The organism is Paenibacillus sp. PL91, assembly GCF_012935325.2.
GTDB lineage: Bacteria > Bacillota > Bacilli > Paenibacillales > Paenibacillaceae > Pristimantibacillus.
Genome location: NZ_JABBYG020000019.1, coordinates 72,502 through 96,966 on the forward strand (window position 1 = coordinate 72,502; position 24,465 = coordinate 96,966).

20 protein-coding genes and 1 pseudogene are annotated in these 24,465 nt (G+C 45.8%); 3 read left to right on the plus strand and 18 right to left on the minus strand.

Going from position 1 to position 24,465, the window contains the following annotated elements; translation table 11 throughout:
• Window positions 1-66 precede the first annotated feature (66 nt).
• Window positions 67-342, minus strand: coding sequence for a hypothetical protein (locus HI950_RS29060; RefSeq protein ID WP_169089081.1), 276 nt, complete (start codon window positions 340-342; stop codon window positions 67-69).
• A 220-nt stretch (window positions 343-562) separates the two neighbouring features.
• Window positions 563-1,501 carry an aminoglycoside phosphotransferase family protein gene (locus HI950_RS29065; protein WP_169089083.1) on the minus strand — a complete coding sequence of 313 codons (939 nt, stop codon included), beginning with the start codon at window positions 1,499-1,501 and terminating at the stop codon, window positions 563-565.
• Between the two features lie 991 nt (window positions 1,502-2,492).
• Here HI950_RS29065 and HI950_RS29070 point away from each other — a divergent pair.
• The gene (locus HI950_RS29070) at window positions 2,493-2,672 is read left to right on the plus strand and encodes a hypothetical protein (protein WP_169089085.1); all 180 of its coding nucleotides are present in this window, start codon (window positions 2,493-2,495) and stop codon (window positions 2,670-2,672) included.
• Between the two features lie 429 nt (window positions 2,673-3,101).
• Here the strand turns inward: HI950_RS29070 and HI950_RS36535 are convergent, their stop codons facing one another.
• From HI950_RS36535 to HI950_RS29100, 8 genes and pseudogenes are all read right to left on the minus strand, one after another.
• Complete coding sequence (locus HI950_RS36535) at window positions 3,102-3,227, minus strand: hypothetical protein (RefSeq protein WP_262985737.1); 126 nt, start codon at window positions 3,225-3,227, stop codon at window positions 3,102-3,104.
• A gap of 30 nt (window positions 3,228-3,257) precedes the next feature.
• Window positions 3,258-3,419 (minus strand): annotated as a pseudogene (locus tag HI950_RS37150) (recombinase family protein); the annotation flags it as partial.
• The gene (locus tag HI950_RS37155; RefSeq protein ID WP_411268157.1) at window positions 3,346-3,498 is read right to left on the minus strand and encodes a recombinase family protein; all 153 of its coding nucleotides are present in this window, start codon (window positions 3,496-3,498) and stop codon (window positions 3,346-3,348) included. The pseudogene HI950_RS37150 and the gene HI950_RS37155, both read right to left, overlap by 74 nt.
• Window positions 3,499-3,772: 274 nt before the next feature.
• Entirely contained in the window at window positions 3,773-4,420 is a 648-nt protein-coding gene (locus HI950_RS29080; protein WP_169089089.1) for a 2OG-Fe(II) oxygenase, read from the minus strand.
• 27 nt (window positions 4,421-4,447) lie between these two features.
• The gene (locus tag HI950_RS29085; RefSeq protein WP_169089091.1) at window positions 4,448-4,660 is read right to left on the minus strand and encodes a hypothetical protein; all 213 of its coding nucleotides are present in this window, start codon (window positions 4,658-4,660) and stop codon (window positions 4,448-4,450) included.
• Window positions 4,661-4,935: 275 nt separating this feature from the next.
• The gene (locus HI950_RS29090; RefSeq protein WP_191297114.1) at window positions 4,936-5,796 is read right to left on the minus strand and encodes a protein phosphatase 2C domain-containing protein; all 861 of its coding nucleotides are present in this window, start codon (window positions 5,794-5,796) and stop codon (window positions 4,936-4,938) included.
• A gap of 179 nt (window positions 5,797-5,975) precedes the next feature.
• Window positions 5,976-6,275, minus strand: a complete 300-nt coding sequence (locus HI950_RS29095; protein ID WP_169089094.1) for a Ger(x)C family spore germination C-terminal domain-containing protein — start codon at window positions 6,273-6,275, stop codon at window positions 5,976-5,978.
• 12 nt (window positions 6,276-6,287) lie between these two features.
• A complete protein-coding gene (locus tag HI950_RS29100; RefSeq protein WP_169089096.1) occupies window positions 6,288-6,590 on the minus strand; it encodes a Ger(x)C family spore germination protein in 303 nt (100 codons plus the stop codon).
• A 332-nt stretch (window positions 6,591-6,922) separates the two neighbouring features.
• Here HI950_RS29100 and HI950_RS29105 point away from each other — a divergent pair, with 332 nt between their 5' ends.
• Window positions 6,923-8,008, plus strand: coding sequence for a GerAB/ArcD/ProY family transporter (locus HI950_RS29105; RefSeq protein ID WP_169089098.1), 1,086 nt, complete (start codon window positions 6,923-6,925; stop codon window positions 8,006-8,008).
• A gap of 4 nt (window positions 8,009-8,012) precedes the next feature.
• Here the strand turns inward: HI950_RS29105 and HI950_RS29110 are convergent, their stop codons facing one another.
• Window positions 8,013-9,230 carry a Ger(x)C family spore germination protein gene (locus HI950_RS29110; protein WP_169089100.1) on the minus strand — a complete coding sequence of 406 codons (1,218 nt, stop codon included), beginning with the start codon at window positions 9,228-9,230 and terminating at the stop codon, window positions 8,013-8,015.
• The gene (locus HI950_RS29115) at window positions 9,227-10,819 is read right to left on the minus strand and encodes a spore germination protein (protein WP_223285575.1); all 1,593 of its coding nucleotides are present in this window, start codon (window positions 10,817-10,819) and stop codon (window positions 9,227-9,229) included. Before HI950_RS29115 ends, HI950_RS29110 begins: the two co-directional genes overlap by 4 nt.
• Window positions 10,820-11,233: 414 nt before the next feature.
• On the opposite strand from HI950_RS29115, the gene HI950_RS29120 reads away from it, so the two are divergent.
• A complete protein-coding gene (locus tag HI950_RS29120; RefSeq protein WP_169089104.1) occupies window positions 11,234-12,460 on the plus strand; it encodes an RNA polymerase sigma factor in 1,227 nt (408 codons plus the stop codon).
• Window positions 12,461-12,745: 285 nt separating this feature from the next.
• On the opposite strand, the gene HI950_RS29125 is transcribed toward HI950_RS29120, so the two are convergent.
• The 6 genes from HI950_RS29125 to HI950_RS29150 all read right to left on the minus strand — a co-directional run bounded on the left by HI950_RS29125 (window position 12,746) and on the right by HI950_RS29150 (window position 24,451).
• Window positions 12,746-13,906: an enolase C-terminal domain-like protein gene (locus HI950_RS29125; RefSeq protein WP_169089106.1), complete on the minus strand. Its 1,161-nt coding sequence runs from the start codon at window positions 13,904-13,906 to the stop codon at window positions 12,746-12,748.
• Between the two features lie 814 nt (window positions 13,907-14,720).
• Window positions 14,721-15,218 (minus strand): DinB family protein, encoded by a 498-nt coding sequence (locus HI950_RS29130; RefSeq protein ID WP_169089108.1) that lies wholly within the window; start codon window positions 15,216-15,218, stop codon window positions 14,721-14,723.
• Between the two features lie 413 nt (window positions 15,219-15,631).
• Window positions 15,632-15,967 (minus strand): cupin domain-containing protein, encoded by a 336-nt coding sequence (locus tag HI950_RS29135; RefSeq protein WP_169089110.1) that lies wholly within the window; start codon window positions 15,965-15,967, stop codon window positions 15,632-15,634.
• Window positions 15,968-16,257: 290 nt separating this feature from the next.
• On the minus strand, window positions 16,258-17,949 hold the full coding sequence (locus HI950_RS29140) for a hypothetical protein (RefSeq protein ID WP_169089112.1): 1,692 nt from the start codon (window positions 17,947-17,949) through the stop codon (window positions 16,258-16,260).
• Window positions 17,937-19,007, minus strand: coding sequence for a glycoside hydrolase family 88/105 protein (locus HI950_RS29145; protein ID WP_169089114.1), 1,071 nt, complete (start codon window positions 19,005-19,007; stop codon window positions 17,937-17,939). The genes HI950_RS29140 and HI950_RS29145 overlap by 13 nt, the downstream gene beginning before the upstream one ends.
• A 71-nt stretch (window positions 19,008-19,078) precedes the next feature.
• Window positions 19,079-24,451, minus strand: coding sequence for a CBM96 family carbohydrate-binding protein (locus HI950_RS29150; RefSeq protein WP_223285579.1), 5,373 nt, complete (start codon window positions 24,449-24,451; stop codon window positions 19,079-19,081).
• Window positions 24,452-24,465 lie beyond the last annotated feature (14 nt).

The window sequence follows — 24,465 nt, forward strand, 5'->3', positions numbered from 1 at the left end:
TTTATAGGAGATTTACGCATGGATTTCAACAATGCCCTGCTAATCAGAAGAGCCTTGGCTATTCCTTCAACATAGCCAGTAAACAGATAAGAATGAATTTTCGTAATTCAAAGTCCTGTAGTTATCTAGTGTTAATCCTTTAATCGCCACAATATATGGTTCTTGTCTATTCAAACCATCTGAAAAAACATTAGGAGCATAGATTGTGCTCAGTCTTTTCGTATCATCTTTTTCTTTTATGGCTTCAAGATAAGTTGAGATTGTTTTTAACAAACTGCCTTTCACACCAACAATTTTAATAATGACAAATTTAGCTATAATAAGCATTCCTATTTTTTTCATAAGCTTTCCACCTCTTTCAAATCCACCTTAGATAAACACATAGATAAAGTATTTCCAAGGGGTATAACTTTTGATTCAGACGATTGCGTTATACTGCCCGTTTGTTCAATAAAAAGAGCAGGCATCGCCTGCTCTTCATGTATGTTATTCCACTATCGTTACCCGTTACCTTAATCATTTTTTTCGCCTTTTGTTAAAAACATCGCTCTATCTCTGCTAACTAATTCCTAATCATGTCAATGACTTGTTTCGCAAACGCAGCATAGGGTTCGATCAGATCAGGACTTCTATCAATAGCCCACCTGAGGTTATCGAAAGCCCTTATTAGCAGCAAATGCCTCGTTTCAGAAAGGTCTTTTTCACTTATTCCGTACCCGTCCATAAACGCTTTGAATTCCTCAACACTTGCGCTTTCTTCTAGTCCCAGGATTTGGTAATGCATCAATTGAGCAACAGTTGCATGCGGTACCACGCTTACTTCTGCATTCCAATCCAGCAATATAACTTGGTTTGCCTGATTGACAATCGTATTCTTTAAAGAGATATCTCCATGGTTTAAACCGAAGCGGAACGGTTCACTCTTCAAATTTTCAAACAGTTTTCTTACTCTCTGCGATTCCATCTGAGTGATTACTCCAAGCTCAATCAAGCGATCATGCTCAGTCAAACAATTGATATTATATTGCACATACCCTTGCCAACTGCCGTCCGATCCTGCATGAGAAGGTGACTGAAACTCACCATGGACTGGATCAATCAGATTTTCCCCGTATCCTTTCACTGGAATCGAATGAATAAGCCTGGCATATTCGCCAAGCTGCCTCCAAATATCGGATTTGGGAACCGTACTGTCTAACCCGTTGTTGCCATCTATAAAAGTTTGAATCATATAGGCTGTTTCATCAACGATATCAATGGACAAAACCTCAGGTCCAGGGATGCCAACTGCGGCTGCTTGCTCGATGCACCATTTTTCTTTGATAAAGCTTGGAAATGTATCTTTATCGTTCATGCGGACAACAACTTTGCGACTCTCCGTCTCAACTACGCAAACCTGATTTGTGATGCCTTTACCTATGATCTGATATGAAGTTTTTACTTGTTCCAGAAGAAAATCGCCTGCAATTCGTTCTGCTTGTATAACTACAGAGTCTTCCATAGTTTCTTTAATCCCCCTTAAGTGTCGTGCTTCGAACAGTTTACCACACACTTTTTTGGAAAGTACGTTTATAACTAAACTATACTGCCCGTTAGCTCAATAAGATGAGCCGGCCACCATAGCTCCTGCTAATCATGTGTGTTATTCAACTATCGTTCCCCGTTAGCGTAACGCTGATTGTTCTTAATCTTCCACCTCTTCTTGAATCTCTTTAAGAATGTCAGTAATTAGAACTGCCTTAGGCTCTACAAGCTCATTTCTCAACCATGCCGTGCATTCTTCTGAAGGACTGTTGCGTTCGTCATTTAGGAAGTGATTTTTCCATGCAAACACCTGTTTTGATTCGCTTATACCCATGTAAAACATTGGACGAATCGCTATTTTCAAAAGCGCCCGATTATTTGCAAATACACGTCACCTCAATGCACTATGTACTCTCATATTTCAACATGTCCCCTTAATGATTTCTGCACGTTAGCGTGGAAACGTCAATTTGCAGGCCACCGCAGCGCCTGGTATTACGGATACAACATTACTCTAATAAGGATAACGGTTTGGAGAAATACTATAGGGATAACACAGGAGGTGAACTATAAAATGAGTACTAAATCCAAACCAGACAAAAACAACCCAAAGAATAGCCCTTCACGATCTAACGACCCGAACGATCAAGGAAAACCTAGAGTGCAAAATAATTCGAAGTAAAGCTGACATGCTCAGTTAAATATTATGAAAGCATCACCAAACCTGGTCTACATGACCGGGTTCTTTATTCAGGAATTTTTTCCGTATATTGAAGTGGCCTCCTTAAGCAAGAATAGTTAAGGTGGATACAAGGTGGAACGTATGTAGAAATGGACAGTGGAGAATTAACTAAGGGTATAATGATTGAGCTTGCAAAGGGACTTTGCTTCCTTGAATTCCTGAATAAAAAGCAAATATAAGGTGAATAATTGCCTAGAAAAGAAATCCACTATTAAGGAGCCTTGCAATGACTGAAAACAACCAGCTTGATGAAGTCGAAGACTTCGTGAGCTTTAAAGCTATGTCGGATATGACTTCTGCCGAGATGCCAGATAAAAGCGAAAACCCCGATGATCATGATCCGAAGAAAGATAATCAATTCTTATATCCGCCGATTAATCCGCATCCCCGAAATGACTTAGAATAGTGTCATATGCTCCCCAAATAGTAGGCAGATGAAATAATAAAAACCTGCTGCTATGAGGGGAGTATTTTCATGTCTAGAGTTCAATATCATGCGTAGGAGAAACTCACGATTATTGAAGAGATCGAGAGTGGCGAACTTAGACTTATGACTGCTTCGTATAAATATGGGGTTTCGAAAACAAGCTAGGTAAAATGGAGACGCCGTGATTCTTCCATGGGAGCTTATACAAGAGACTTTAAATCCTTTACATCCATTTATTTTAGTTAGCTTAACAACGACTCCAGAATGGCCACTTAGTTGCAACGCTGCTGCCGACCCGAGTTTCTGCAGATATCGTCCTTGCTTCAATGGCCGTAGGAAAAAGGAATCTGATTAAATAAATGATCACTTAAATTCTATAGACCTGTAAGTGAAACTTCAGTTTCAAGCTTATTTGTTCTTGAGAACTTGATATAGCTTTGCTTTAGATACTCCGGTCTGCTCTGTTATTTCTTTTGTCGTATATCTCCGACTCTCATACAGAAGCAACGCCATTTCAACTTTGCTCTTACCCAACGGCGGTCTTCCTCCTTTTCTACCTCGAGCCCTAGCTGCTTGTAGTCTGACTTGGGTTCTTTCTCGAATTGTCTCTGCCTCCATTTCAGCTAAACCAGCCATAATAGCGAAAAAAAGCTTATCCGCTGGTGTGCTTGTATCTACTCCCAGGGTGATTGATCTGCAGACTGACTCCTCTTTCTTTAAGGTCATGCGAAAGCTCGATTAACTGCTTTGTCGTCCGACCAAGTCGATCCAATTTCCAGATTTTTATAACTACCAGCGGTTTCAAGCCAAACTAAAACAACGCGCACCGATTGAATACCGGTGCGCGCTGGCTGCTTAGCTTTTTTTCATTTGTCTACTTGACGGGGGGATGACCATCATGAGGTCGGTTTTTTCCATGGTGGAGATGGTGGCGAGGGGATTTGAACCCCTGTTCGAAGATCACGCCACATAGGCTTCTACAGGTGTAGTCACCGTTTTGATGTCACTTGAGAGCTGCTAGAATTAGTAACAACCTGACTTTCCATTGCTTCCGAATCACTCAGTACATGATCATACATCTAGGAAGAGCGAAGGGCTTGCCTTCTCATCCACATCGTTGCAACCCACTTTTCCCCTTTGATCACTGGTGTACCTGCATGCAGGGTAAAATCGTTTAATTCATGATCGCTGTAAAAGTATTCAAAGTAGACAGCCATGCCTTTGTTAGGAAAAACTGAGATATTAAGCATGGGGAACGCCGTTTCTCCGCCTTCCTCCACATCATTCAAATACATCACGAGCGTACTAATTCGATTGTTAGCACTTGCTCGACTCGTTTCTGCAAAGAAATCATAATGAGGTTGATACTCTTGGCCAGGGGTATACAGCAGAACTTGCAAACCGTCACCGTGCTCGATAGGAATATTCATAATTTGAGAGAATCGCTTCTCGATTCTTGTAATCGTTTCATTCTCCTCACAGAACACCCCACTGCTCGTTCTAATTTGATTGACTGCACGATTTCCGCCTATTTTTGAACGTTGCAATTGTTCCCTAGAATGTTTAATTAGCTCATCGCATTCCTCATCGCTAAGCACATTTCCTAGTACGACAACCAATGGCGCCTCATACTTGGCAAGAATACGTATCTCTCGATCTTCTGTCTTGATCGTATTTCCAGCATGATCAAATATCGTCCGCTCTTTCTCTGTCGTATCCCCTATCATCCTTATGCAGCCCCTATAGTATGACATTCACCACAAAATACTATACCATAAATTGGAACTATTTACTCTATTATATTCAGAAAAATCGAAATAATCAAACTGTCTGGTGTTTGTGGGATCGAGGAGAGTTTCGATAACCGAACAATACAATCCCCATTCTTCTGGCTCCGCCAGTCGAATAGAATATTCACTTGATACGTGATAAGTAATCGTCTCTACACACCAATCGCTTAATTGCATACCCTATTCCTCCTTGTGAATTCGCAAAAAAATAATAAGTGAACACGGCTTACTAATGATTACTCCTCCTCAGAATATCCAAGAGCGACAAAAAGACTACAAATGAACATAGCTTCGTCTGTAGCCTCTAAACTCCTGAGTAATCCCTATTCACAGGTATGAATTACATGTTACCTTACATATGCATACAATTAACGCGCACATAAGTCGCTCCAGAGTAAATAGTTTATGATAGTGCTGTTATTCTTAAATTACGAGCGCTGCTAATAGAAGGTTCATAGAGCACTTTGAAAACTAATCACAATTGCGGTCTTATCATCCGATTTCTTAAAGCGGATATGGTCAATACACTCGGAGTCGCTTTCTTCTAGTTCTACTAACTCTTGAGTATATAGTTTGATACCCTTATTCAATATTCTATGCGCAACAAAGCTCCAATACGAGCTCTGTTCGGGAACGATATTTATTGGCAAAAACATCCCATCAGTCAACAAAATGATATGTTTTAGACATGTCAGATTAACTTTACCGTATTCGAAAAAACGAACTGCATTCTTTTCCCCATTTAGGACTCCGTAACCTCCATCAGTATTAGACTGATATCGGTTTTTTCTTATTGTATCAATAACAGTTTCATGAAGCTCTTTCTGGCTTTTCAGGCCTTTAGTTATTCCTTCCTGCCATTTAGCGAATGCCGGTGCTTCTAAGTGAGAAACTTGTCTCCATGTTAATGGGCGAACCTCCTCATTATCATACACGGCTAGAATCATGCAATCGCCCGTCTGTATGAACTCCACACCATCATCCTGAACACGTACGATTGACAATGCTGCTCCCCAAAGTTCTTCTTTTTTCTCCAGATCAATATTTGCGAGCACCATTTGTTCCCTAAGTAGATCATTTACTTTAACCATGTGGTCCTTTAGACTTCCAAGATCAGCAATAGATTCGAAGTAGTCTCTTATCAAATTCGCCGCAATAAAACCACCAGTTTCCTTTTTGGAATTTAAATAGGGTACCAATGAAGATACTCCATCCAAAACTCCATACAAATTTGCTTTGGGAAGAGTAATAATGGCATCCTCATTTTGTAACCCAACACCTTTCTGGGTGATCTCCTCATAAGTTACAATCAAATTGTCACTCCGTTCTCAAATTATTATAATATCTTTCACCTACTTTACCATATTTCCTTATTACCAAGTATTGGTGCTATACTGCCCGTTAGATTAAAAGAAGCAGCTGATCGCGTGACCGGCTGCCTCCATGTCATTATTGAACTATCGTCTCCCGTTACTTAACTGAACATTATCGATTATTGTTCGCTTAATGGAACAACTTTGGTTCCTGAATTGAGTATTTTTATTTTTACGTCAACATGAATAGGAATTTCCGGAAAAGCTTCATCCCATTTCGGCTTAAATTTAGTTTTCCATTCTTTACGATGCTGTTGATAAAAAATTTGCCCTATTCCCAGAAAGTCTGATTTAAACTCTTTTTGGGCTTTTGTTATTGTGGCTTCAAGCTCCTTTTTCACCTTGTCTTCCAGTTCCTTTTCGCATGCGCGGAGAATCTCCGGCGTTATGGCTCCGATATCACCGTCGAATTGGATCATCGTAGCATTGGCTTACGTCTTAATGAATACTTCGGGTACCTCCTCGCCTGCTTTAATTTTTATTTTCGATTTATTATCACGAAGTCTGAATATAGCGGATACAGAAGCTCCAGTATCAGTTGCCGTTAGGGATACGGAAGACATTTCTTGTATGTTCAGACTTGTTATTCGTGCCAAGCCCTTGCTTTCTTCCCCATCAAGCACGCCTGCCAGCTTAAAGCCATTAAAAACAACGATATCCGATATCCTGAGCGTTCCGTCTCCATTTATTTTTAATGACGGGGCGACAGGCTCTACTCCTTCTGCCATCAACATTTTATTAAATTCCCTTAACCTGTTGCTTTTACGAGTTGATCTTTTTCGGCGGAACCATATACTTTCGCAACAGAGATGACTCTTGATTTAATGGTATCCATCAACTCGGCTGGAGTTAGATGACTTTCCTCCGAATTTCTGTCTTGATATCTTTCGATCACATAGTTGTTAAGGCTCTGCCCATTGATTCAGCGAAATAGTAAACCTTGCCATAAAATATATCTATGAACCGATTACCGTATCTTTCCAATGGAAATAATAACTAATGTGGGTGGGACCTGAACCGCTTATATTCAGACAGAAACAGCAAGTACATAAATCGAGAGGTAACTATGAATAAAATCACTGTCTATCAGTTATTTACGATTACTTTCATTTTCCAATTAGGTACTACCATTATATTCGGCTTCGGAGGCTCAGCCGGCCGGGATGCGTGGATTGCCGCACTGTTTTCCTGTTGTCTGGGTGTATTCATTGTGTTGATCTACATCGCTTTAATGCGGATGAATCCTGGGCTAACCCTTGTCCAATGGTTTCCGGCACAACTCGGGCGCTGGATCGGGACGCCTCTTGCTTTTCTGTATCCTCTTATGTTCTTGTATATTGTTGGACGGATTATTGCGGATATCAGAGATATGGTTTCAACAACCGTATTACCTAGCACCCCCCTTCTCATAATCTCAGGTGTATTTGCCTTCATCATTGCTTATTGTGTATATAGCGGCATTGAGATCGTTGCTCGACTGGGAGAAATGATCCTTCCCATCGTATTAATCATGTTTTGTATTGAGGTCATTTTTCTTTTGAGCTCCAACGTCTTGCATATTAATAATTTGCTGCCCGTTTTTGAATACGGGTGGGAGCCAGTTTTGAAGGTTGTATATCCAACCGGCATTACTCAGTCCTTCGGGGAAACGCTCGTCCTTGCGATGTTCTGGCCGGAGACCAAGCGGCCTGAAAAAGTGATGAAGATTACGCTTCTTGCCACTATTCTGTCTGGAATCATGGTAACCTGCTTTGACGTGTTGGCTATTTTAGTTTTTGGAGGTATGTTTTCGGGTCTTGTATACCCGCTTTATACCTTGTTGAGTTTGATCAGTATCGGACATTTCATTGAAAATTTACAGATGTTCGGCGTGCTCTATTTTTTGATGACGGCACTTTTAAAAAGCGTCGTTTATATGTTTGCTGCGGTAAGAGGGATTCAGCAACTTACGAATATGAAGGGTTACCGCGTACTTGTCATCCCTGCATTCGCCATCTCACTATTCCTTGGAATGACCCTGTCCAAAAACATTTCCGAGCACATTTATTATCACCACTTTGAAATTTTGGTGCCTTATGTGTGGGTACCCTTGCTCATAGTCTTACCTACGATTCTTCTCATCGTTACTTGGCTGCGGCTATTGAAGAAATGAAGCATCATTTCTTAATCTCGTTTGGGTTCAAATGCAACGATGGGCCAGTTACTCCTATCTGTCGAACCGTCAATTCCGCGTTCACGGATATTTCTGCTTCCCGAAACTCCGCTTCCCAGTCATTTCTTATGGATTTCCACAATGTCAAATTTTTTCTTCGGATGACATCACTGAATCCGAATACATCTGTCCCGTATTTTTCTTGCACTTTGGTGATCGTTCGAAGTACGTTTTCTTCAACGTGTTTGTCCAGTGCGTTTTGCAAAAGGATAATATTTTTCATCTGCGTAAGATCCAGATTTGTGTTGTTCTCGCGAATCGCTCCTTGCCCCGTTAACGTGACAAGGATTTTTAACTTGTCCCCTTGGATGATCGGCTGTATGTTATTGCCTATCTTGTAGATATCTATACTGACGTTGCCTTCCACTTGCGGTATCGTTGACGATACCGTTAGCTTATTAAGATTCCCGGCCACCCATCGCATCGACCTACCTTCCTCTGTATTCAAAAATCCAACCAACTTCAAATTTTTATTAAATAATGCTGGCCCTGTGATTCGGAACCCTTCCTCATTATATTGATTTTTCTGTTTTTCTTCGTCCTGTGAAGCTGGGTTCATGCCGATCGCAACCGAGGGTATGGCTGGACATGTTCCTTCGCTGGTCGCAGAGAGCAGAAAGTTTAATAACCCTATTTCCATGAGTGTTCCCATCTGGTTATACTCTCCTAAAACTCCTAGACTCGGAATATTTTCTAATGGGTACGATGTTTTTAAGAAATCATTTGCGGAAGCCCCCTTGACAATAAATATATCGGTTCGCAGCTTGAGGTTTGGATCTCGGGTGTATGTATCGAATATATCCTTTATTCCTTGTCTGGCCATGGATTCCCCAATCACAATGACCCGCCGATGACCGCGAAACACTTGCCGGGAAAGCTTAGTCTGCATCCGCTGTATCGCATCAAGCGTATTCATTCCATCGCTCGATACGACAAAATAAGGTTTTCCCTTGCTTAATCCACCAGTACCTCCACCCTGTCCGCCGCTCATTTTCGACGGGATGATTACTTGAGCACTGATCTTGACTTTCTTGTTCGGAGCCTTGTCGATCCCCCATGCGAGTTCAATGGCAATATCGTTTACTTCCGAACTATCCCAACAGCCTGTTGTGAAAAAAAGCGAGAGAATCAAACAGAAACATAGCCTCCGTTTCTTATTCATTTTCCTGCTCTCCCTCGCTTTGGACTTGGTTTTTGTCCTTCCGGGATGCGCCTCTTATTCGCCCCGGAGAAGAATGAAGGGCGTTGGTTCATACTCCATCTGGGTGCACGAATGAAAACATCCTTCAGGTTTTGAGGGATTTGCGGAGCTACCGGACTCATATATGGAACTCCAAACGAACGTAGACCAAGAAGATGGATGATCATGAGAAGTAATCCGCTTATAATTCCGTATAAACCTAGCATTCCCGCCAAGATCAACATCGGGAAACGAAGAAGCCGGTATGCGGCCCCGAAATTATATCGAGGGATGGCAAAAGATGCGATCCCGGTCGTGGCTACGACAATAACGACAGGTGCCGATACGATGCCTGCTTGTACGGCGGCTTGTCCAATAACCAGCGCTCCCACAATGCTAACGGCCGAACCAACTGCTTTAGGCATGCGAATTCCCGCTTCCCGGAGGCCTTCGAACATAAACTCCATCAACAACGTCTCGACAAACGTCGGAAAAGGGACTCCTTCCCTTGAATTAGCGATACTGACGAGTAGGTTCGTAGGAATAAGTTGTTGATGATAGGTTGAGAGCGCGACGTACAAAGACGGAAGCAACAGTGCGATATTTAACAAGGAGTAGCGAACTAATCGAACAAAGGTCGTATAGATGGAGCGTTCGTAATAATCCTCTACCGCTTGCAAGCCAGTCCAAAAAGTCATAGGAACGATCAGCGCGAATGGGGTGTTATCGACGATAATCGCGACTTTCCCTTCAAGGAGACTGGCGCATACGATATCGGGCCGCTCGGTATTTTGGATTTGTGGAAATGGAGACCAAGGGGCATCTTCAATAAATTCTTCGATAAAACCTGATTCAAGAACCCCGTCAATTTGAATTCTGTCGATTCTTTTACGGACTTCCTCCAAGATCGTATTCGAGACAATCCCATCAATATATACAAGCACGATTTCTGTCTGAGAAACTTGACCAACCGTAACCGAATCCATTTTCAGTTTTGAACTGCGGATTCGTCTGCGTATTAAGCTGGTATTGATTCGTAACGTTTCCGTAAATCCGTCCCTGGGTCCGCGGATAGAAACTTCAGCCTCCGGCTCTTCAACAGCGCGTTTTTCGAATCCTTTGAGATCCGCGACTAGCGCCTTGTTTTCACCTTCCACCAATAGGACGATATTCGCCTTCAGAATCCCATCGGACACGTCGTTGAATGTAGAAACCGTTTGAACTTGCGAGATGGCAACCAGTTGCTCCTGGATGATCTGTCCTGAAATAGAATCACCATTCAACCCGCGAGGAGCTCCATTAAATAGGAAAGGCGTTAAAACAACTTTGTCCAACGTTTTTGTATCGATTAAACCATCGGTGTAAATCAGAAGAACTTCGGGGTTGCTGCAGATTGGACGAAATACGATATCGGAGCATGCTTGAAAAGTTTCTCTAAGCCTCTTCTCGTTAACAGCGAGTATTGTGCATAATTCTGCATTTTGTTCATTAGGGAGCGAGTGATTTGGCGATTCAATCTCGTTCGAGCTATCGTTACGAACCGAATGTTTTCGAATCTTTATCCGCCGCAAACGTATCTCCCTCCTCCAATTAATTAAGCGATGCTTCCAGTTGTGTAGTATATCCAAAAGCTCTATAAAATAACAACGCCCCAACGTGAATAAGGGCTTCCTTATTGAGGAATCCAGGATTACTTGCTCATAAATACTTAGCATTTCATCCTGTGTTAAGGTCATTTTCGCCACAGCAATGCCGGCGGAGATTAAGTCTTTACCAACAATTCCATTAAAAGAATCAATTAAGTTTTTGCTACCTACTCCTTGCTTCTAATAGGCAGCTTATTCTTGCCTTGGCCTGACTAAAAGCTTGTCTCCAGCCCCTCCCTGGGGAAAAAGATCAATTCGAGATTTATTTTTTAATTGTATGTGGCTTTTCACCTCCCTGCGGTGTCTAATTGAATGTAAGGTCAAGAGGAGGTTCTTACCATGTCTGGAGCTCATGACAAAAACCCTGTTTATCCGGATGAACAGGGAAACATTGAAAAATTTGAAATAGCCTATGATCAATATCGCAAAAGAATCTGCAAATATCTCTCGTTGAAAGTAAATCCAATGGTTGCGGATGACTTAACGCAGCACGTTTTCTTAAAGGCAATAGAAAACATTCATTCATTTAAAGAAAAATCCAGTTTATTCACTTGGATTTTCAAAATTGCTCAGAATATAGCGAAAAATGAATTTCGAAGTTTATCACGAAAAAAAGAAATCCCCTATGATTTTACAGGTTACGAATCACAGTCTATCTCTCTTGATTTTGCTAAGTATGTTGAAATCCGTATTGATATTAGTTCAGCGTTAAAAAAACTAAACGAGCTAGACCAACAGATTATTTCATTGCGTTTTTTTGTTGACTGCACCTTGTCGGAAATTTCCAATATCGTTGGAATGCGTGAGAGTGCAGTAAAGAACAGGTTGTACCGATCATTAGAGAAATTAAGAAGAGAATTAAAAGTATGGGGTGACATTGCCATAATGTCTATTCAAGATATGATATCAATAGTAAATAAAAGTGAAACAAATGATATGACTGATAGTCTGAAGAAGGTTCATCAAGACTTATTTAATAAGCTTAAGGATAATGTTGAAAGAATTTCATTGAAATATAAACACCAGCCATCCAGGAAAATTATCATTGAAATTTATCCAGATCTTCCTACCTTCCATCAAGCTGTAGGAGAAGAAAATGCTCCCAATTGGTTCATGGGTACTTTTGAGGAGAATTATTTAAAAATTGTTTCTCCTTTGAATCCTGGACCAGAGCATACGTATCAATCCATTCTAAAATCAACCTTACACTTGTTCACAATGTGGTTAATCACTGACATTAATCCGCTTGCCCCAAAATGGGCGCGTCAGGGTATTGGAGGATTTGAATCAAAAGGAATGAGCGAAGAATTCATCAAAAACAGTACTTTAGATACCATTCATAATCATGTTATCCCGTCTTTTCAAGAGTTAAATAATGATACTTGGGATTTTGAAACGATGAAAGGATTTCAATTTTCTTATTTAATTGTGGAGTTCATTGTTGATAAATATGGATTAGATGCATTAAATAACGTGATTAGAAATCCCAATGGTTTTAATGAAATTTTTCAATGTTCTGAGTCAGAGCTGCATGAGCAATGGGTTGAGTATGTAAGAAACAAATAGTAATGTTTCAGGTCCTTTAAGCCCGGTTATAAACCGGGCTTTTATTCTATTATCCTCCCGGCTCATACGGTAATGTTATTATGTTCTTGTCCTTACACGGCAATGTTATCAGGTTCTTGTACTCAAGCTTGGACAAGAATCTGGTAACATAAAATAAAAAATCCGCGCATAATAAGCGATCCCCACTGCTCTTGACCACACTAATAAGCGCTATTGCATCGCAACAGCGCTTATCCACAATATAATAGAAATCCGTATTCCAACATCATTATATTCTCTGGCTTATTACCGGTTTCTCAGGGACCAGCCGGATCGCTTTATAAGGTTTGTTACAAGTTCATCGTCGAAGACGATTCCGAAACCCGGCGTGGACGGAATATGAATCTCTCCGTTTTCGATTCGATACCCAGATACATCCATTCCTTCAATTGTAATGTCGTCGTATTCCACAAATTCGAAGTTGCGCACCGCGGCTGACAAATGTCCCGATGCGTAAATGCCATATGCATTGCCGTAACAGTGAGGCGCAGACCGCAAACCATGCCCATCCAACTTCTCGCCTAATTCCAGCCAATGCGTGAAGCCGGGCCAGATGATATCGTACTGCAGCACATCGACACGGCCGCGAGTCGCCCACTCAATAAGATGCGGTGAGGCAAGTCCTTCCCCATCCGCGATAAGCACATTCTGCCCACGTTGCCGGAGCCATTCCTTCAGGTCCTCGTACAAGGCTTCATCCTCATGGAACGCTTCTTCCAGCCAATACAGATTCACATCCTCCAAAGCCGCCAAGACCTCTTTCGTTAAGTTCAAATTATATGCATTATTCGCATCGATCATGATCTTGCCTGTGGGACCTGCCACTTCCGAGATCCCATGTACGATCGCGATATCTCGTTTTGTCCCTTCCCAGAGTGGCATATGGCGTCCGCCCCGGCCAACTTTAATCTTAAAATGACGATGGCCCTTCGCATATCCTTGTATCGCTTCCTCTTGCATCAACGCGACCGCGGTTCTCTCATCAGGCAGATGCAAATCGTCGAAGTATAGAGAGGTATCATAGCAGGGGACAACCAATGGGACTCCCCTTTCCAAGTGGGCACCCGACACCAATTCATAAACTGGTTTGCCTTGTCTTTTGCCTAACCAATCGAACATTGGATATTCCAATTGCAAACGATACGCTTCGCGCAGTCTGCCCCGGTCGTCGAATAAGTCAAGCAATCGGCGGCCTATTATGTCTTCGGCCCATTCCGGCGTCATATGAATAGAGCTTCCGTAACCCGTCTGCCCGTCGATCGTAACTCTGGCGATATCCACTGTGCAGCTTTTGCCATGAATGCCGATTCTGCCATTGGCCCCCGCGCTTCTGGCTCGTTCTCCCGTTAATTTGGCGAATTCGATTTTTTCCACTTTCCAATCAGATTGTATACCCGTAATGTTCATAGGATCCTCCATAACCGACTCGACGGCTTCATGTCCCGATTTTATTCGTTAATAGAATACCATATTATAGAATTATACGATTAGTAGATAAGAAGATTCTTCATCAATTGGAAGTCTGTAATCTTGAATAATGAATTGATCAAAAAAGGAAGTTCCAGATCACGAAGCTTTTTTACTTCAATTAGTTGATCTTTACTTATAATCATAAAAGTCAACTCATTAACTCCGAACTTCATTCCATACCTAGAGTATTCGTCAAAATGATCAAACATTCTTGCACCTTTCTAAGTTGCGCTAAAACTGCCCGTTAGTTCCGCCTGCTCATAGCTTGAAAGGCATGGCTCGTAACGCATTGCTCCAGCCAATGCGGATCGAGACCACCGGCCGCTGCGGAAGGGAAGAAGTCGGTGAACAAGTTCTTGTCATCGACCAATGATAAGAACTTGTTCTCATAAAGTAAAAAAGCCGCATATTAAGCGGCAATCAATGAGTACAAGTTCTTGTCACCCGACAGTATTTGGTGTCATATAATTATTATCCGCGTTTTCCATTCATAAAAATAAATGCCCTGTCTTTGTAAAAAAACCGGCGAAAACTGTTAGCTGTAAGTAGCCTATATGTGTCTTTTCCATCCATATGACAATATTTTCTTGGATTACCTGGCCGAACTGCGAACGTTGAGCGGATTGCCGCTTAGCGGAAAAGCAAGCCATTTGCGCTATGCCCGGCGACAAAAAAGCATTCGTCACGAAAAAACAGTCGCAGAGTACCGTCGGTCATGCCGATACCCTGCGATTTTTCGGCGCGTCTTAGTTCATTTGCCTTCCTCGTCGGCCGAGGGACCGTAGAGGCCAGGCACCGGAATATCAAGTAGCCGTAAATAAACCCCGAGCTGCGCCCTATGGTGGACCATGTGGCTTAATCCGAAGGTGCGAAGCGCGATCGCCCGCGGTTGGCGCAGGATAATATGCTCGCCGTTCCGCAAGGTCCATTCCTCGCCGAGCGTTTTCTCGTCGCATTCGGCTAACAGTTTTTCAAGCTTGACGACGTTCGCGTCGAATTCCTCCAGCACGTCTTCGCGTCTTTCCAAAGGTTCCCGCCGAAGCGGCACGGTCGAAAGATCGAATTCCGGGTAAAGAAAAATCGCGACTTGCCAGTTCAGCAGGTTGATCAGGTGCGTGGACAACCCTCCCAACGTCATCGATTTCACGTGCGGCTTCCACGCCATATGCTCCTCGGGCAAGCGCTCCAAGATGCGGCGCGTAGTGGCCAGCTCATGCATGGCGTCTCCGACGATCAGTTGTTTTACCATAGATTCCCTCTCCTCCCTTATATGGCTAGCATACTATAAACCCGATCGAGTGGAAAGGCTTGTCTGAATGGCAATGAAAAAGAAAGCTGCCGAGGAGATGAAGTTGGCAGCCTTCATATGGTTTTATTGAACAATCGTATCCCGTAAGCGTAATAAAGTAGTGCATGCACCACATCGTTTTTGTTAATTTTTTGAAAAATTGAATATCATCAAATGCACTATTAGCATGACCTCTTACAAAATCATTTGAATCATTAAGCGCTATTTTACAATTGGTCAAACTTTTTCAATTTCTATTTTCCCATGTATTCGTGCCATATTCTTTTGTCGTCTCCTAATTTCAATTCCTGAATTGCAAAATCTTTATCATATCCCTAAATTTATTCATATTTTCCACTGTCCACTTGACTAACTTATTTATTTGAGTGTTCTGCTGGTGAAAAAAAGACAAGGGTAGTTAGGTCTTCTGTTATATCATAGAATCTATGTTCTTTGTTTGCTTCTACGAATAGGATGTCCCCTTTACTAATTTCAGTAAATAGATCTCCATTCAGAAACGATGCTTTACCTTCAATTACCAAATAAATCTCATCTTCAGTATGTGGCTTTTGGTTATCTTTTTCGCCCTTATTCAGTTTATAGAGCCCTACACTCGTTGATGGTACCTTCAGAAATTCATAATATGAGGTATTTTCTAATTCTTTTAACTGCTTTAGATGATTATGTAAGTCAACTAATTTAAAATTCAAATTATATTCCCCTTTCTTTGCAATCGTTTCATGTCAGTTTTAATAATTTTCTAATTAATGATGCTATTAACTTTAATTTCATAATACTGTCCGTTAGCTTAATATTACTCGTTAGCTCAACAATGTAAAACTAAATTTTTCCGTAAACCTAATATATTTGCCTTCCTAATTATAGAATATTTTGAGAGAAGGGATTTATTATGGTGCTGTTATACTATGAAAAAAAGACCTATGCGACTGCCGCATAGGTCTACATCATCGGGTGAGAACTACATACTTCTCGCCAGAAGCTACTGCTCTACTGGACAAGCTGGAATTGATATCTGCAGCTCCCGCTCCCGCCACATGCCTCTTAACCTAACTTGTTCTGCGTTGTCTTCAATTTCCGGCACGAAGTCTTCCTCACGATGTCCGAATATGAGCGAAAATAGAAACGCCGCACTGCTCATATTCCGAAAATCTATCGTTTTTCTTTGACCGGCATAGATAACAAGATCGATCCCCATTACTCCCTCTACCCGGTTAATCTCCCATTTCCACGGTGCCGCTTCATCTGGAAGGGTATTGCCGAATGCCGTATGCCAGCTATGCAACCGCACCGGCGTATTATGGATTCGAACCTCAGCCCCGTCCTGGTCGGTTTGCGCACTGATGCGCTCCAGGCAACCGCCGATTTCCAAACGCAGTCTGAAGTCTGAGGCCTCGATGCTCCCGTCCATTTTGTCCAAACTAGGATGAGTGTCCCCCCCATTTGTCAGGAAACCAACGCCAAACAGCACATGGGTGTCAACCTGATCCGAGTAAAAAACGGCAGAGCAATAATCGTAGCCGTCATGCAGGCAGCGTAAATGAAGATAGGTAGACTCTCCCCCATTATCGACGTAAGCAAGCAGCGCTCGTCTCTGGTTCCACAGAATTTCCCGGCTGAAGCTGCCAAGCGCAAAGCTTGGGGTCATAAAGGTCGTTGCCCATTTTCCCTGCCCGCCGCCTTGTTGGGATTCGTAGCACTGCCTTAATTCCCGATTCTCTGCTGTAAGAAAAAGACTGATATACTTTGACGGACACTCGAATCCGCTGTTATACCATTCCTCTTCATAAGGAAGTTCCCCCCATGGGAAAAACTTTAGATTCCCCGCCGTCGCCAGCTGCAGGAATGCTTTGTTCTGATCGCTCAGCAGCGTTTGGTAGCAGCGGCTGTGCGGTCCAGCCCACTGCCCGGTCGCGGCATGATAATGCTCAGCCACACTCTTCCAGGCCATATCAGCCAGTTCTTCGCTGATCGCTTTGGCGCGGGTGTTCTTCGTTTCCACCGCTATTTTGGACAGTTCCAGGATGGCGATGTACGTGTAAGGAGGACTGTTGTACTCTTGAAAGGCTTGCCGCTCCTGCGTAAAAGCACGAAGCTTCTCTAGGCGTTCCAGACCATATGCAAGGTAATCCTCACGCTTGTAAAGCTCGCCGGCGATTAAGGTGACGAACGCCCCCATGATAGCGATATTCGTATAGTTCGGTCCGACATTTCTGATCATAATGGCATCGCATGCATGATAGACTGCCCCCTGCACCTCATCCAGCAATTCATCCGGAAAACGGTGTCCGTGACGCAAAACAGACAGCACAAGCTGCTTGCCGCAAAAATCAGCCCAGTTCCAATCAGGCGGAGACATCTTCTCAAGAGGCTCCTCGTAAAACCACGGCCAAATGCCGAAGGTGCTGCGGCTCCGGTCCGTTTCCTGCAGCGAAATAACCTGCCGGATAATGTCGAAGGCACGCTGTTCATATTCCTCCAGCTCCGTATCCAGCAAGCCTAGTGCATAGATCAACGAGCTTCGGGTGGAATGAATGAAATCGGCTTTTTTTATCGTTGTATGATAACCTGGGCTGCTGAAGGGCGATGTCAGCATACGAACCTGAGGATTGTAATGCGTCTCCTTTGATTGAATGAGACGGAGCAGCATGCGCCTAGTGTCTAAAGCTTCCACGACCTATCTCCTCCTTTCTTATCTAGCTTAGCCGCTTCCGTAAGCAGCATCATTGTCAGCCCCTGTCCGTAAAGAGTTGGATATAGGGGGATCCCATTGTAGGCCTCGGCGGACGGCATGACCGGCGTTCCCCCCGAAACGGAGGTCACTTCGCCTTCAGCGGTAATCAGCGGCAGCAGGCCCTGCACCGTTTTCCATGCTGTGGCTAAATAGGAAGAATCCAGCATATCGGCTCGTACCGCCTTTATGAATCCGCTGGCGATGCCCGCGCTGCCAGAGGCTTCCTTATAGAAATCCGGCCGGTCCAATACAGTATGCCAGAGCCCATCTCCGGACTGGCATAAGCGCAGCCCCTCAGCTAGTCGTACATAACACTCTGTAAGCTGCTTCGGTATTGCCGTTAACTCACGTATTTCCTTCACAATTTCCGGTATGGCAACAGCGATCCACGCATTAGCGCGAGCCCAGCGGACTGCTGACATATGATGACCCGACTGACTATCCCAACCATGAAACAGCAAGCCCGTTTTGCGATCTTGAAGCAGGCGAAGATGTAGCATCGTCTGCTGAAGCGCTTCTTCCGCTGCCTTCCAGTCACCGGTCAACCTGGCATGCCTAGCCAGAAACAAGACCGCCATGAACAACGTATCAGCCCATACTTGTTCGGGAAACTGGGCTTTTTCGGTCACCGTATGCTCAAAAGCGCCTTCGCGCGTTCGGGGGGCTTCTTCCAGCATCCATTGGGCGATTTGACGTGATTGCTCAATACACCACTCGTTGCCCGTTTGACGATACAGCTCTGGCAATACCGCGAACGGTGCCGTCGAATTGATGACCTTCATCGTTCCTGCCAGACGCTTATTCCGTTCTACCCAATCCTTCACATACGAAATTACGTCGTTCCGCTTCATCGCGACCCCATAGTCCATCATCGCAATCAAGCCGACGCCGGGCACCCAATCCCAATGATCGAAGCCCATCCCCCAGCTGCCATTATGGCTAGAAGTCATATAAGCGTGCAATCGGTCTAGATAAACTTCCGTCCCGGTAATCAACATGATTTCATGCCGCCTCCAAAGCATGCCCCGCGAGATAAACTAACGGGGCCGCATTTTATGGTAAAGCCTATTTAGCCCTTCAGATCCATAAGCCGGAGCAGCAGCACGACGGCTTCCGCCCGGGTCACCTTCATCTGCGGAGCAAATCGGTTGCCGCTGCGGCCTTTCATCAGCCCGAGCTCAGCCGCTGCGGCTGCTGACGTCTTGGCCCATGCAGGAATCGATTTGTCATCAGAGAAGGAGGTTTCCGTTCCGCTATCTTCCTCGACAGCGAAGTCTTCCCCTATGTGCCCAGCAGCCCTGCAGATCATAACCGCGATTTCCGACCGGCTGATTTCCAATCCAGCGTCGAATGTGCTGTCAGGATAGCCTTCAAGAATACCGGCTTGAACCGCCTTGTAAATGTCCGGTTTCGCCCAGCGGGGAATGTCGCGGTCATCTGCGAACGGTTTTGCGTCTTCAGCAGCGTTCGGCAGCTTCAGCGCCCGAGCCAGCATGACCGCGAATTCCGCCCGGGTAAGCCCACTCTCCGGCTTGAATGTACTGTCAGGATAACCGGTGACAAGTCCTTGCTTCACCGCTTCAGTAATTTGCATGGCTGCCCAGTGACCGCCAATATCGGAAAAAGACGGGAATTCTCCCTTAGATTCCACGGCAAATACGGCGAACTTTGTAAAATGATCAGTCTGGACGGTGATATGACCGCCGTCTGCCTCGCCGCCTATTTCAATCCACCGCTCCGTCTGCTCGTCGTAGTAGAACACCGAAGGATACTGCCCGGTCTCCAGCGGCAATGGGTCGTATTTAAACCTCAAGGTGACCGGCTTCTTGAATAACCCTGCTTTATTTTTCAGCAATTCGAACACCGGACTAAGCGGCTGCTTTCCCTCTTCCAGAAGCGCTTCAAACTCCTTAAGCTCCTCTATCGTAAAATGAACGGACTCTACCGAAGCACCTGCGGGAATGCTGATTCGCACTGCTTTTCCTAACGAAACTTCGCCGGCTGCTCCCGGCGGAATAACCAGGCTCCCCGTTGCCGAAACGTAGCTTCCTGAACCCGAAGCGGAGCCGGGGCCGCTCGAAGGCGGATTAACGACCGGCGGCGATGGCACCTGCATCCACTGCATGGACCGGTACAAGCTTGGTCTCTTCTCGGAGCCGATGCCCGATCCCCATTCAATCCAACCCCTTCTGCCAGTGCCGTCATGGTCGTTCACCAGCAGCGAGAAGCTTGCCGATTCTCCGTTCACCGGTTTAATCGGCGCCAATTCGGACCACGGAAGCGCAAGCTCATAAACGGTCAGCTTCTGCTCTTCATCCCGCGTGACCGTCGCTTCCGCTTTGCCTGCCGGACCCGTATCTATACCTGACGTCGTTCTCCAGCGGTAAACCTGCGGGCCCTCGGGGGTGTCCGCGATGCCGTACTCGAACCATTCCTTCACTTCCCCTGGGATGCCGTAGGCCATGCCGAATTGAATGCCGTCATTGTTCCATATTTCCTCGCCTTTGGCCGGCGCGGCATGTACATTATCCTTGATCTTGGCCGTCAAATAAAAACGATCTTTGTCGTAATGGAGCCAAATGCCTCCACTTAAATCGTCATCTCCGCCATAATTGCTGACCTTGACCGTGCTCTGGGACAAATCGATCGTCGGCGCTTCGCCCGGTTTTTGCCCGATCGGCTGGAAGCTCAGATTGCCCTCATATACGAACGGCTCGCGGTTTGCAAACTCGACCTGCACATGCGCTTGATGATTTTGCCCAAGGGACAGACCGTTCAGCGGGATGCTCAGACGGAGCGTTCCCTCCGGGGACACGGCCGCATTCCATGCTTCCTGACCGGATTGACCTCCCAGCCCCCAACTGACTTCCTTCAGCGCCAATGCATTCGTCTTACTGAAGTTATTCACTTCGACACTTAAGGTTTGCTTGTAATTCCCATCCTCAAGCTCCTCCAATACAGGGCGCACCTTAACCTCGCTGGAAACGCGGGTTATGGCCTCATACTGCAGTCTGCCGACCTTATGCTCTCCATCCAGTAAAGTGACTACTGCCATCCGGAAGCCTGCCTGGCTGGCATTCGGGACCGTCAGCCGTTTGTAGGCAGTTTGCCCCTTCTGTGCGGAAAGCGGATAGTTCACCCCTTCCACGTCCATGGAGAAAGAAACGCTTTTATCAGCTGCATTGGCAAGCCTTACGGTGAAGCCCGCAGGCTCTCCTGCAAAATGCTCCTCCCCCTGAATCGAGAAGGTTCCGTCCGCCACGATCCGCTCAACGTTCCCTTTTATATAGAGAGGCTCGCCTGTCAGAGTTAAAAATACTTTGCCGTCGTAAGGAACGAACGTTTCCGTATTTCCCGAAAGATCCGTAATGGCAAGCGGACTGTCGGTATAAACTGCCGCGCTCTTATCCTCATGCGCCCACAGCACGCGAAGCGGCTTGTTCTCCTTTTCGAAAACATAGCTCCTAATCCCGTCGGCGGACGACTCCTGCTCCACGAATGACGCCCCTGTCAGCTCTCTGGCCATCGCGGCGTAAGAGACATAAGCAGGTTTAGGGGTATACGCTCCCAACGGATCGTCGGCAAACCGGATAAGTCCAAAGTTATGCTCGTTGTAATCGGCCTGCAAGCCATCGTTCATCAAGTTATACCAGACGACCTTCTCCACTCCGTTGGCCAGTGCCAGCACATGCGCCCTAACCAAATAATCAGCTTGCGTTTTTTCGTCCACCCCGCTTGCCGATTGATGGGTCGGCCAGCCGATTTCCGAAATCCAGATCGGCTTGAGTTCGCCTCCGTTATATTTACGAATCAGAGCCTGCAAATCCTGAAGGCCCTTCACCATGCCTTCCGGCGTCTGAGGATACCGGTACGGATGCACCGAAATGACGTCCATGTATTCCAATCCGCCGAGCTTGAATACTTCCTCTATCCAGCCAAGAGGAATGCCGGCCGTCACCATGCCGATTACCGGCATGTCTGGGTTGTTTGCTTTTACGGTTCCATAGGTTTTTACGAGCAGCTTATAATAGTAGTCGGGCTGGGAGTTCGCCGGGCTATTGCCCCGTTTTCCGAAACCTCCGTTAAATTCGTTGTAGACCTGAACGCCTGCCAATTGATCCCTGTAATGCTCCGCATAGGCATTCGCGTAATTAGCGAAGCCCTCACGCCCTTCGTCCGTATACGGGGTGCCGTTGTTGTCGTAAAACGGATTATTGTAACCCGATACGAACAACGCCTTCACGCCTTCTTCCTTTAATTTCCGCATGAAAAAGTCCGGTTGGGGCGAGAACGTATACGCTCCCTTTTCTTTCTCGATGCTGGACCATTCCATGCCGCCGCGTGCGGTTTTCGCTCCTGCTTTCGCGATGAGTTCGGCCAAGTCCGCACTCCATCCTACAGAGGTGCGGTGCAAATGCGCAGCGATGCCGAATGGCGAGTCTTGAAGGCCTTTAACATCGAACGGTGACAGGACGGCAAAAGGCGTACGCAGCACGATCGGCTCGCTTCCCGCTTCCTCGATTGAGGCCTCCAGCAAGAAATAACCCCGGCGCGGGGATAACACCTCTACGACTGCTGTGCCTGCCACGGTTTGCGCATCCCCTACAGCCAATACTGCGCCATACATGTCGCGAACGGTCCAACGGACGTTAGGCCGCAGCGTAGCCACTTCGAACTTGACCGGCTCGCCTTCCGTGAACACGTTGCCTAGACTTGTCTGCTTCAATTCAGTCTTCGGGATCGTTACGGTCAGATAAGGCCCGTCATTGCTCCATTGATCCGCGCCATTGCCGGCTTCTACCTTGAAGGTATGACGACCTCCGAGCTCCAGTCCGTGAACCGAATAGCTCAACGTATCACCATCGACCGTTCCTACCAATCCCCCATTCCGATAGATGCGGTATGCCGTCACGTCCTCTGATCCGTTTGCCGCCGTCCAGTTCAGGTCGACGCCGTCCTCCCGCAAATTAGAAGGCTGCAAAGCGCTGCCGCTATCCCATTGCGGGGCCCCCGCAGTCGCTCTGTCGCTGGAGAGCTCCAAATACGGCTGATTTTGCTGGTTTTCTTTGCTGAAGATTTGAATAACCAACCCGTTTGCTGCCTGCTGCAGAAAGCCTAGGCCAATCGTCTTCCGGCCGCCTGCTCTTTGCGACTTCACGTAGGAAGTGACGTCCACTTGATGCCATTTCCAGGTCTTATCCATTGAAAAGGCATCGAGGTAGTGATCGGCGACTGGTTTCGTCAACCAGGTCATAAGCGATTCGCTCCAGGAAACGTTCTCTACGCCATACAGCTGCGTATCGATGACGGAGCCGCCTCCGTCCGTCACCGCTCCGTAGAAATGCAAGGTTGCAGTACCCACCTCGCCATCGAATGGGCCCGTATCGAATTTCATAAACGCTTGCCGGGTCACGTTCCGGTCGACATTCACATTTTTGACCCATAGACGGTCAAGGTTTCCGAAATTGTTCATGCTCGCCGTCCCGTCATTCACATAAGTATCCTCGATAGGCTGAAGCGCAGCGGTTTCGGGAATCGTCAGCGTCACAGTTGGACCGTTCTGCGACCAATGGCCGGCCGAGTCCCCTGCCTCGATCTTGAACGTATAAGTTTGACTGCTTTGCAGCCCTGTCGCCCTGTACGTCTTGACCAGCCCTCCGACCTCAGCAATCTGTTCCCCATTCTGATAGATGCGGTATTTGGTAACGCTTACATCATCCTCTGCATCCGTCCACCCCAAGTCTACGCTTGCTGGGCTTACCGCTCCCCCCATTAAGCTGCTGCCCTCAGGCCAGACCGGAGCCGCCGTATCTTCTACTTCAGCGAACACCACCTCTAAATAAGGCTGATTCACCGTATTTTCTTTACTGTTTAAATCAACGACCAGACCGCTGCTTACGTTCTGCGCCAAACCGACGCTTGCCGCTTCGCCGTTCGCAGCCTGCTCCCTCAAATAGCCTGTAACGTCGATTTCATGCCATCCGGCTGGCTTACCTATCGTCACCGCTGCGAGTTCGGCCCCGAGGGACGGCTTGCTCATCCAGGTCATCGTGTCCTCTGTCCAGCTGTTATCTGCCACGCCGTGCACTTGCACGCCGATCTGACTGCCCGCCCCATCCGTAACCTGCCCATACACAGAAATCGTGGCCGATTGAATAACGCCGCCAACCTCTTTAAGATCGAATTTCATAAAAGCTTGACGGGACACGTTACGGTCCGCATGCATGCTTTTTATCCTTAACGTCTGGGCGTCCCCGAAGCTTTTGTTTTCCGAAGCCGCCCCGTCATTCACATACGTATCGTCAGACGGCGCGATTTGAATCGTTCGGATTCCGGCTGGCGACTCCGCTGCGGGTTCCGCGCTGGCTACTCCCGTTTGCCATAATAGGGAACAAAACATTGCAACCACCAGCAGCTTTGACGTCAACCTCCAGGTTTTCATTGCCACGATTACAG

Bases quoted from the DNA above. Each gene is read 5' to 3' on its own strand.
- HI950_RS29085 (WP_169089091.1), bottom strand. From the start codon at position 4,660: ATGCAATTAAGCGATTGGTGTGTAGAGACGATTACTTATCACGTATCA.
- HI950_RS29095 (WP_169089094.1), bottom strand. From the start codon at position 6,275: ATGATCCAATTCGACGGTGATATCGGAGCCATAACGCCGGAGATTCTC.
- HI950_RS29100 (WP_169089096.1), bottom strand. From the start codon at position 6,590: ATGTTGATGGCAGAAGGAGTAGAGCCTGTCGCCCCGTCATTAAAAATA.
- HI950_RS29105 (WP_169089098.1), top strand. From the start codon at position 6,923: ATGAATAAAATCACTGTCTATCAGTTATTTACGATTACTTTCATTTTC.
- HI950_RS29110 (WP_169089100.1), bottom strand. From the start codon at position 9,230: ATGAATAAGAAACGGAGGCTATGTTTCTGTTTGATTCTCTCGCTTTTT.
- HI950_RS29070 (WP_169089085.1), top strand. From the start codon at position 2,493: ATGACTGAAAACAACCAGCTTGATGAAGTCGAAGACTTCGTGAGCTTT.
- HI950_RS29130 (WP_169089108.1), bottom strand. From the start codon at position 15,218: ATGGTAAAACAACTGATCGTCGGAGACGCCATGCATGAGCTGGCCACT.
- HI950_RS29080 (WP_169089089.1), bottom strand. From the start codon at position 4,420: ATGATAGGGGATACGACAGAGAAAGAGCGGACGATATTTGATCATGCT.
- HI950_RS29145 (WP_169089114.1), bottom strand. From the start codon at position 19,007: ATGTTGATTACCGGGACGGAAGTTTATCTAGACCGATTGCACGCTTAT.
- HI950_RS29125 (WP_169089106.1), bottom strand. From the start codon at position 13,906: ATGAACATTACGGGTATACAATCTGATTGGAAAGTGGAAAAAATCGAA.
- HI950_RS29060 (WP_169089081.1), bottom strand. From the start codon at position 342: ATGAAAAAAATAGGAATGCTTATTATAGCTAAATTTGTCATTATTAAA.
- HI950_RS29065 (WP_169089083.1), bottom strand. From the start codon at position 1,501: ATGGAAGACTCTGTAGTTATACAAGCAGAACGAATTGCAGGCGATTTT.
- HI950_RS29150 (WP_223285579.1), bottom strand. From the start codon at position 24,451: ATGAAAACCTGGAGGTTGACGTCAAAGCTGCTGGTGGTTGCAATGTTT.
- HI950_RS29120 (WP_169089104.1), top strand. From the start codon at position 11,234: ATGTCTGGAGCTCATGACAAAAACCCTGTTTATCCGGATGAACAGGGA.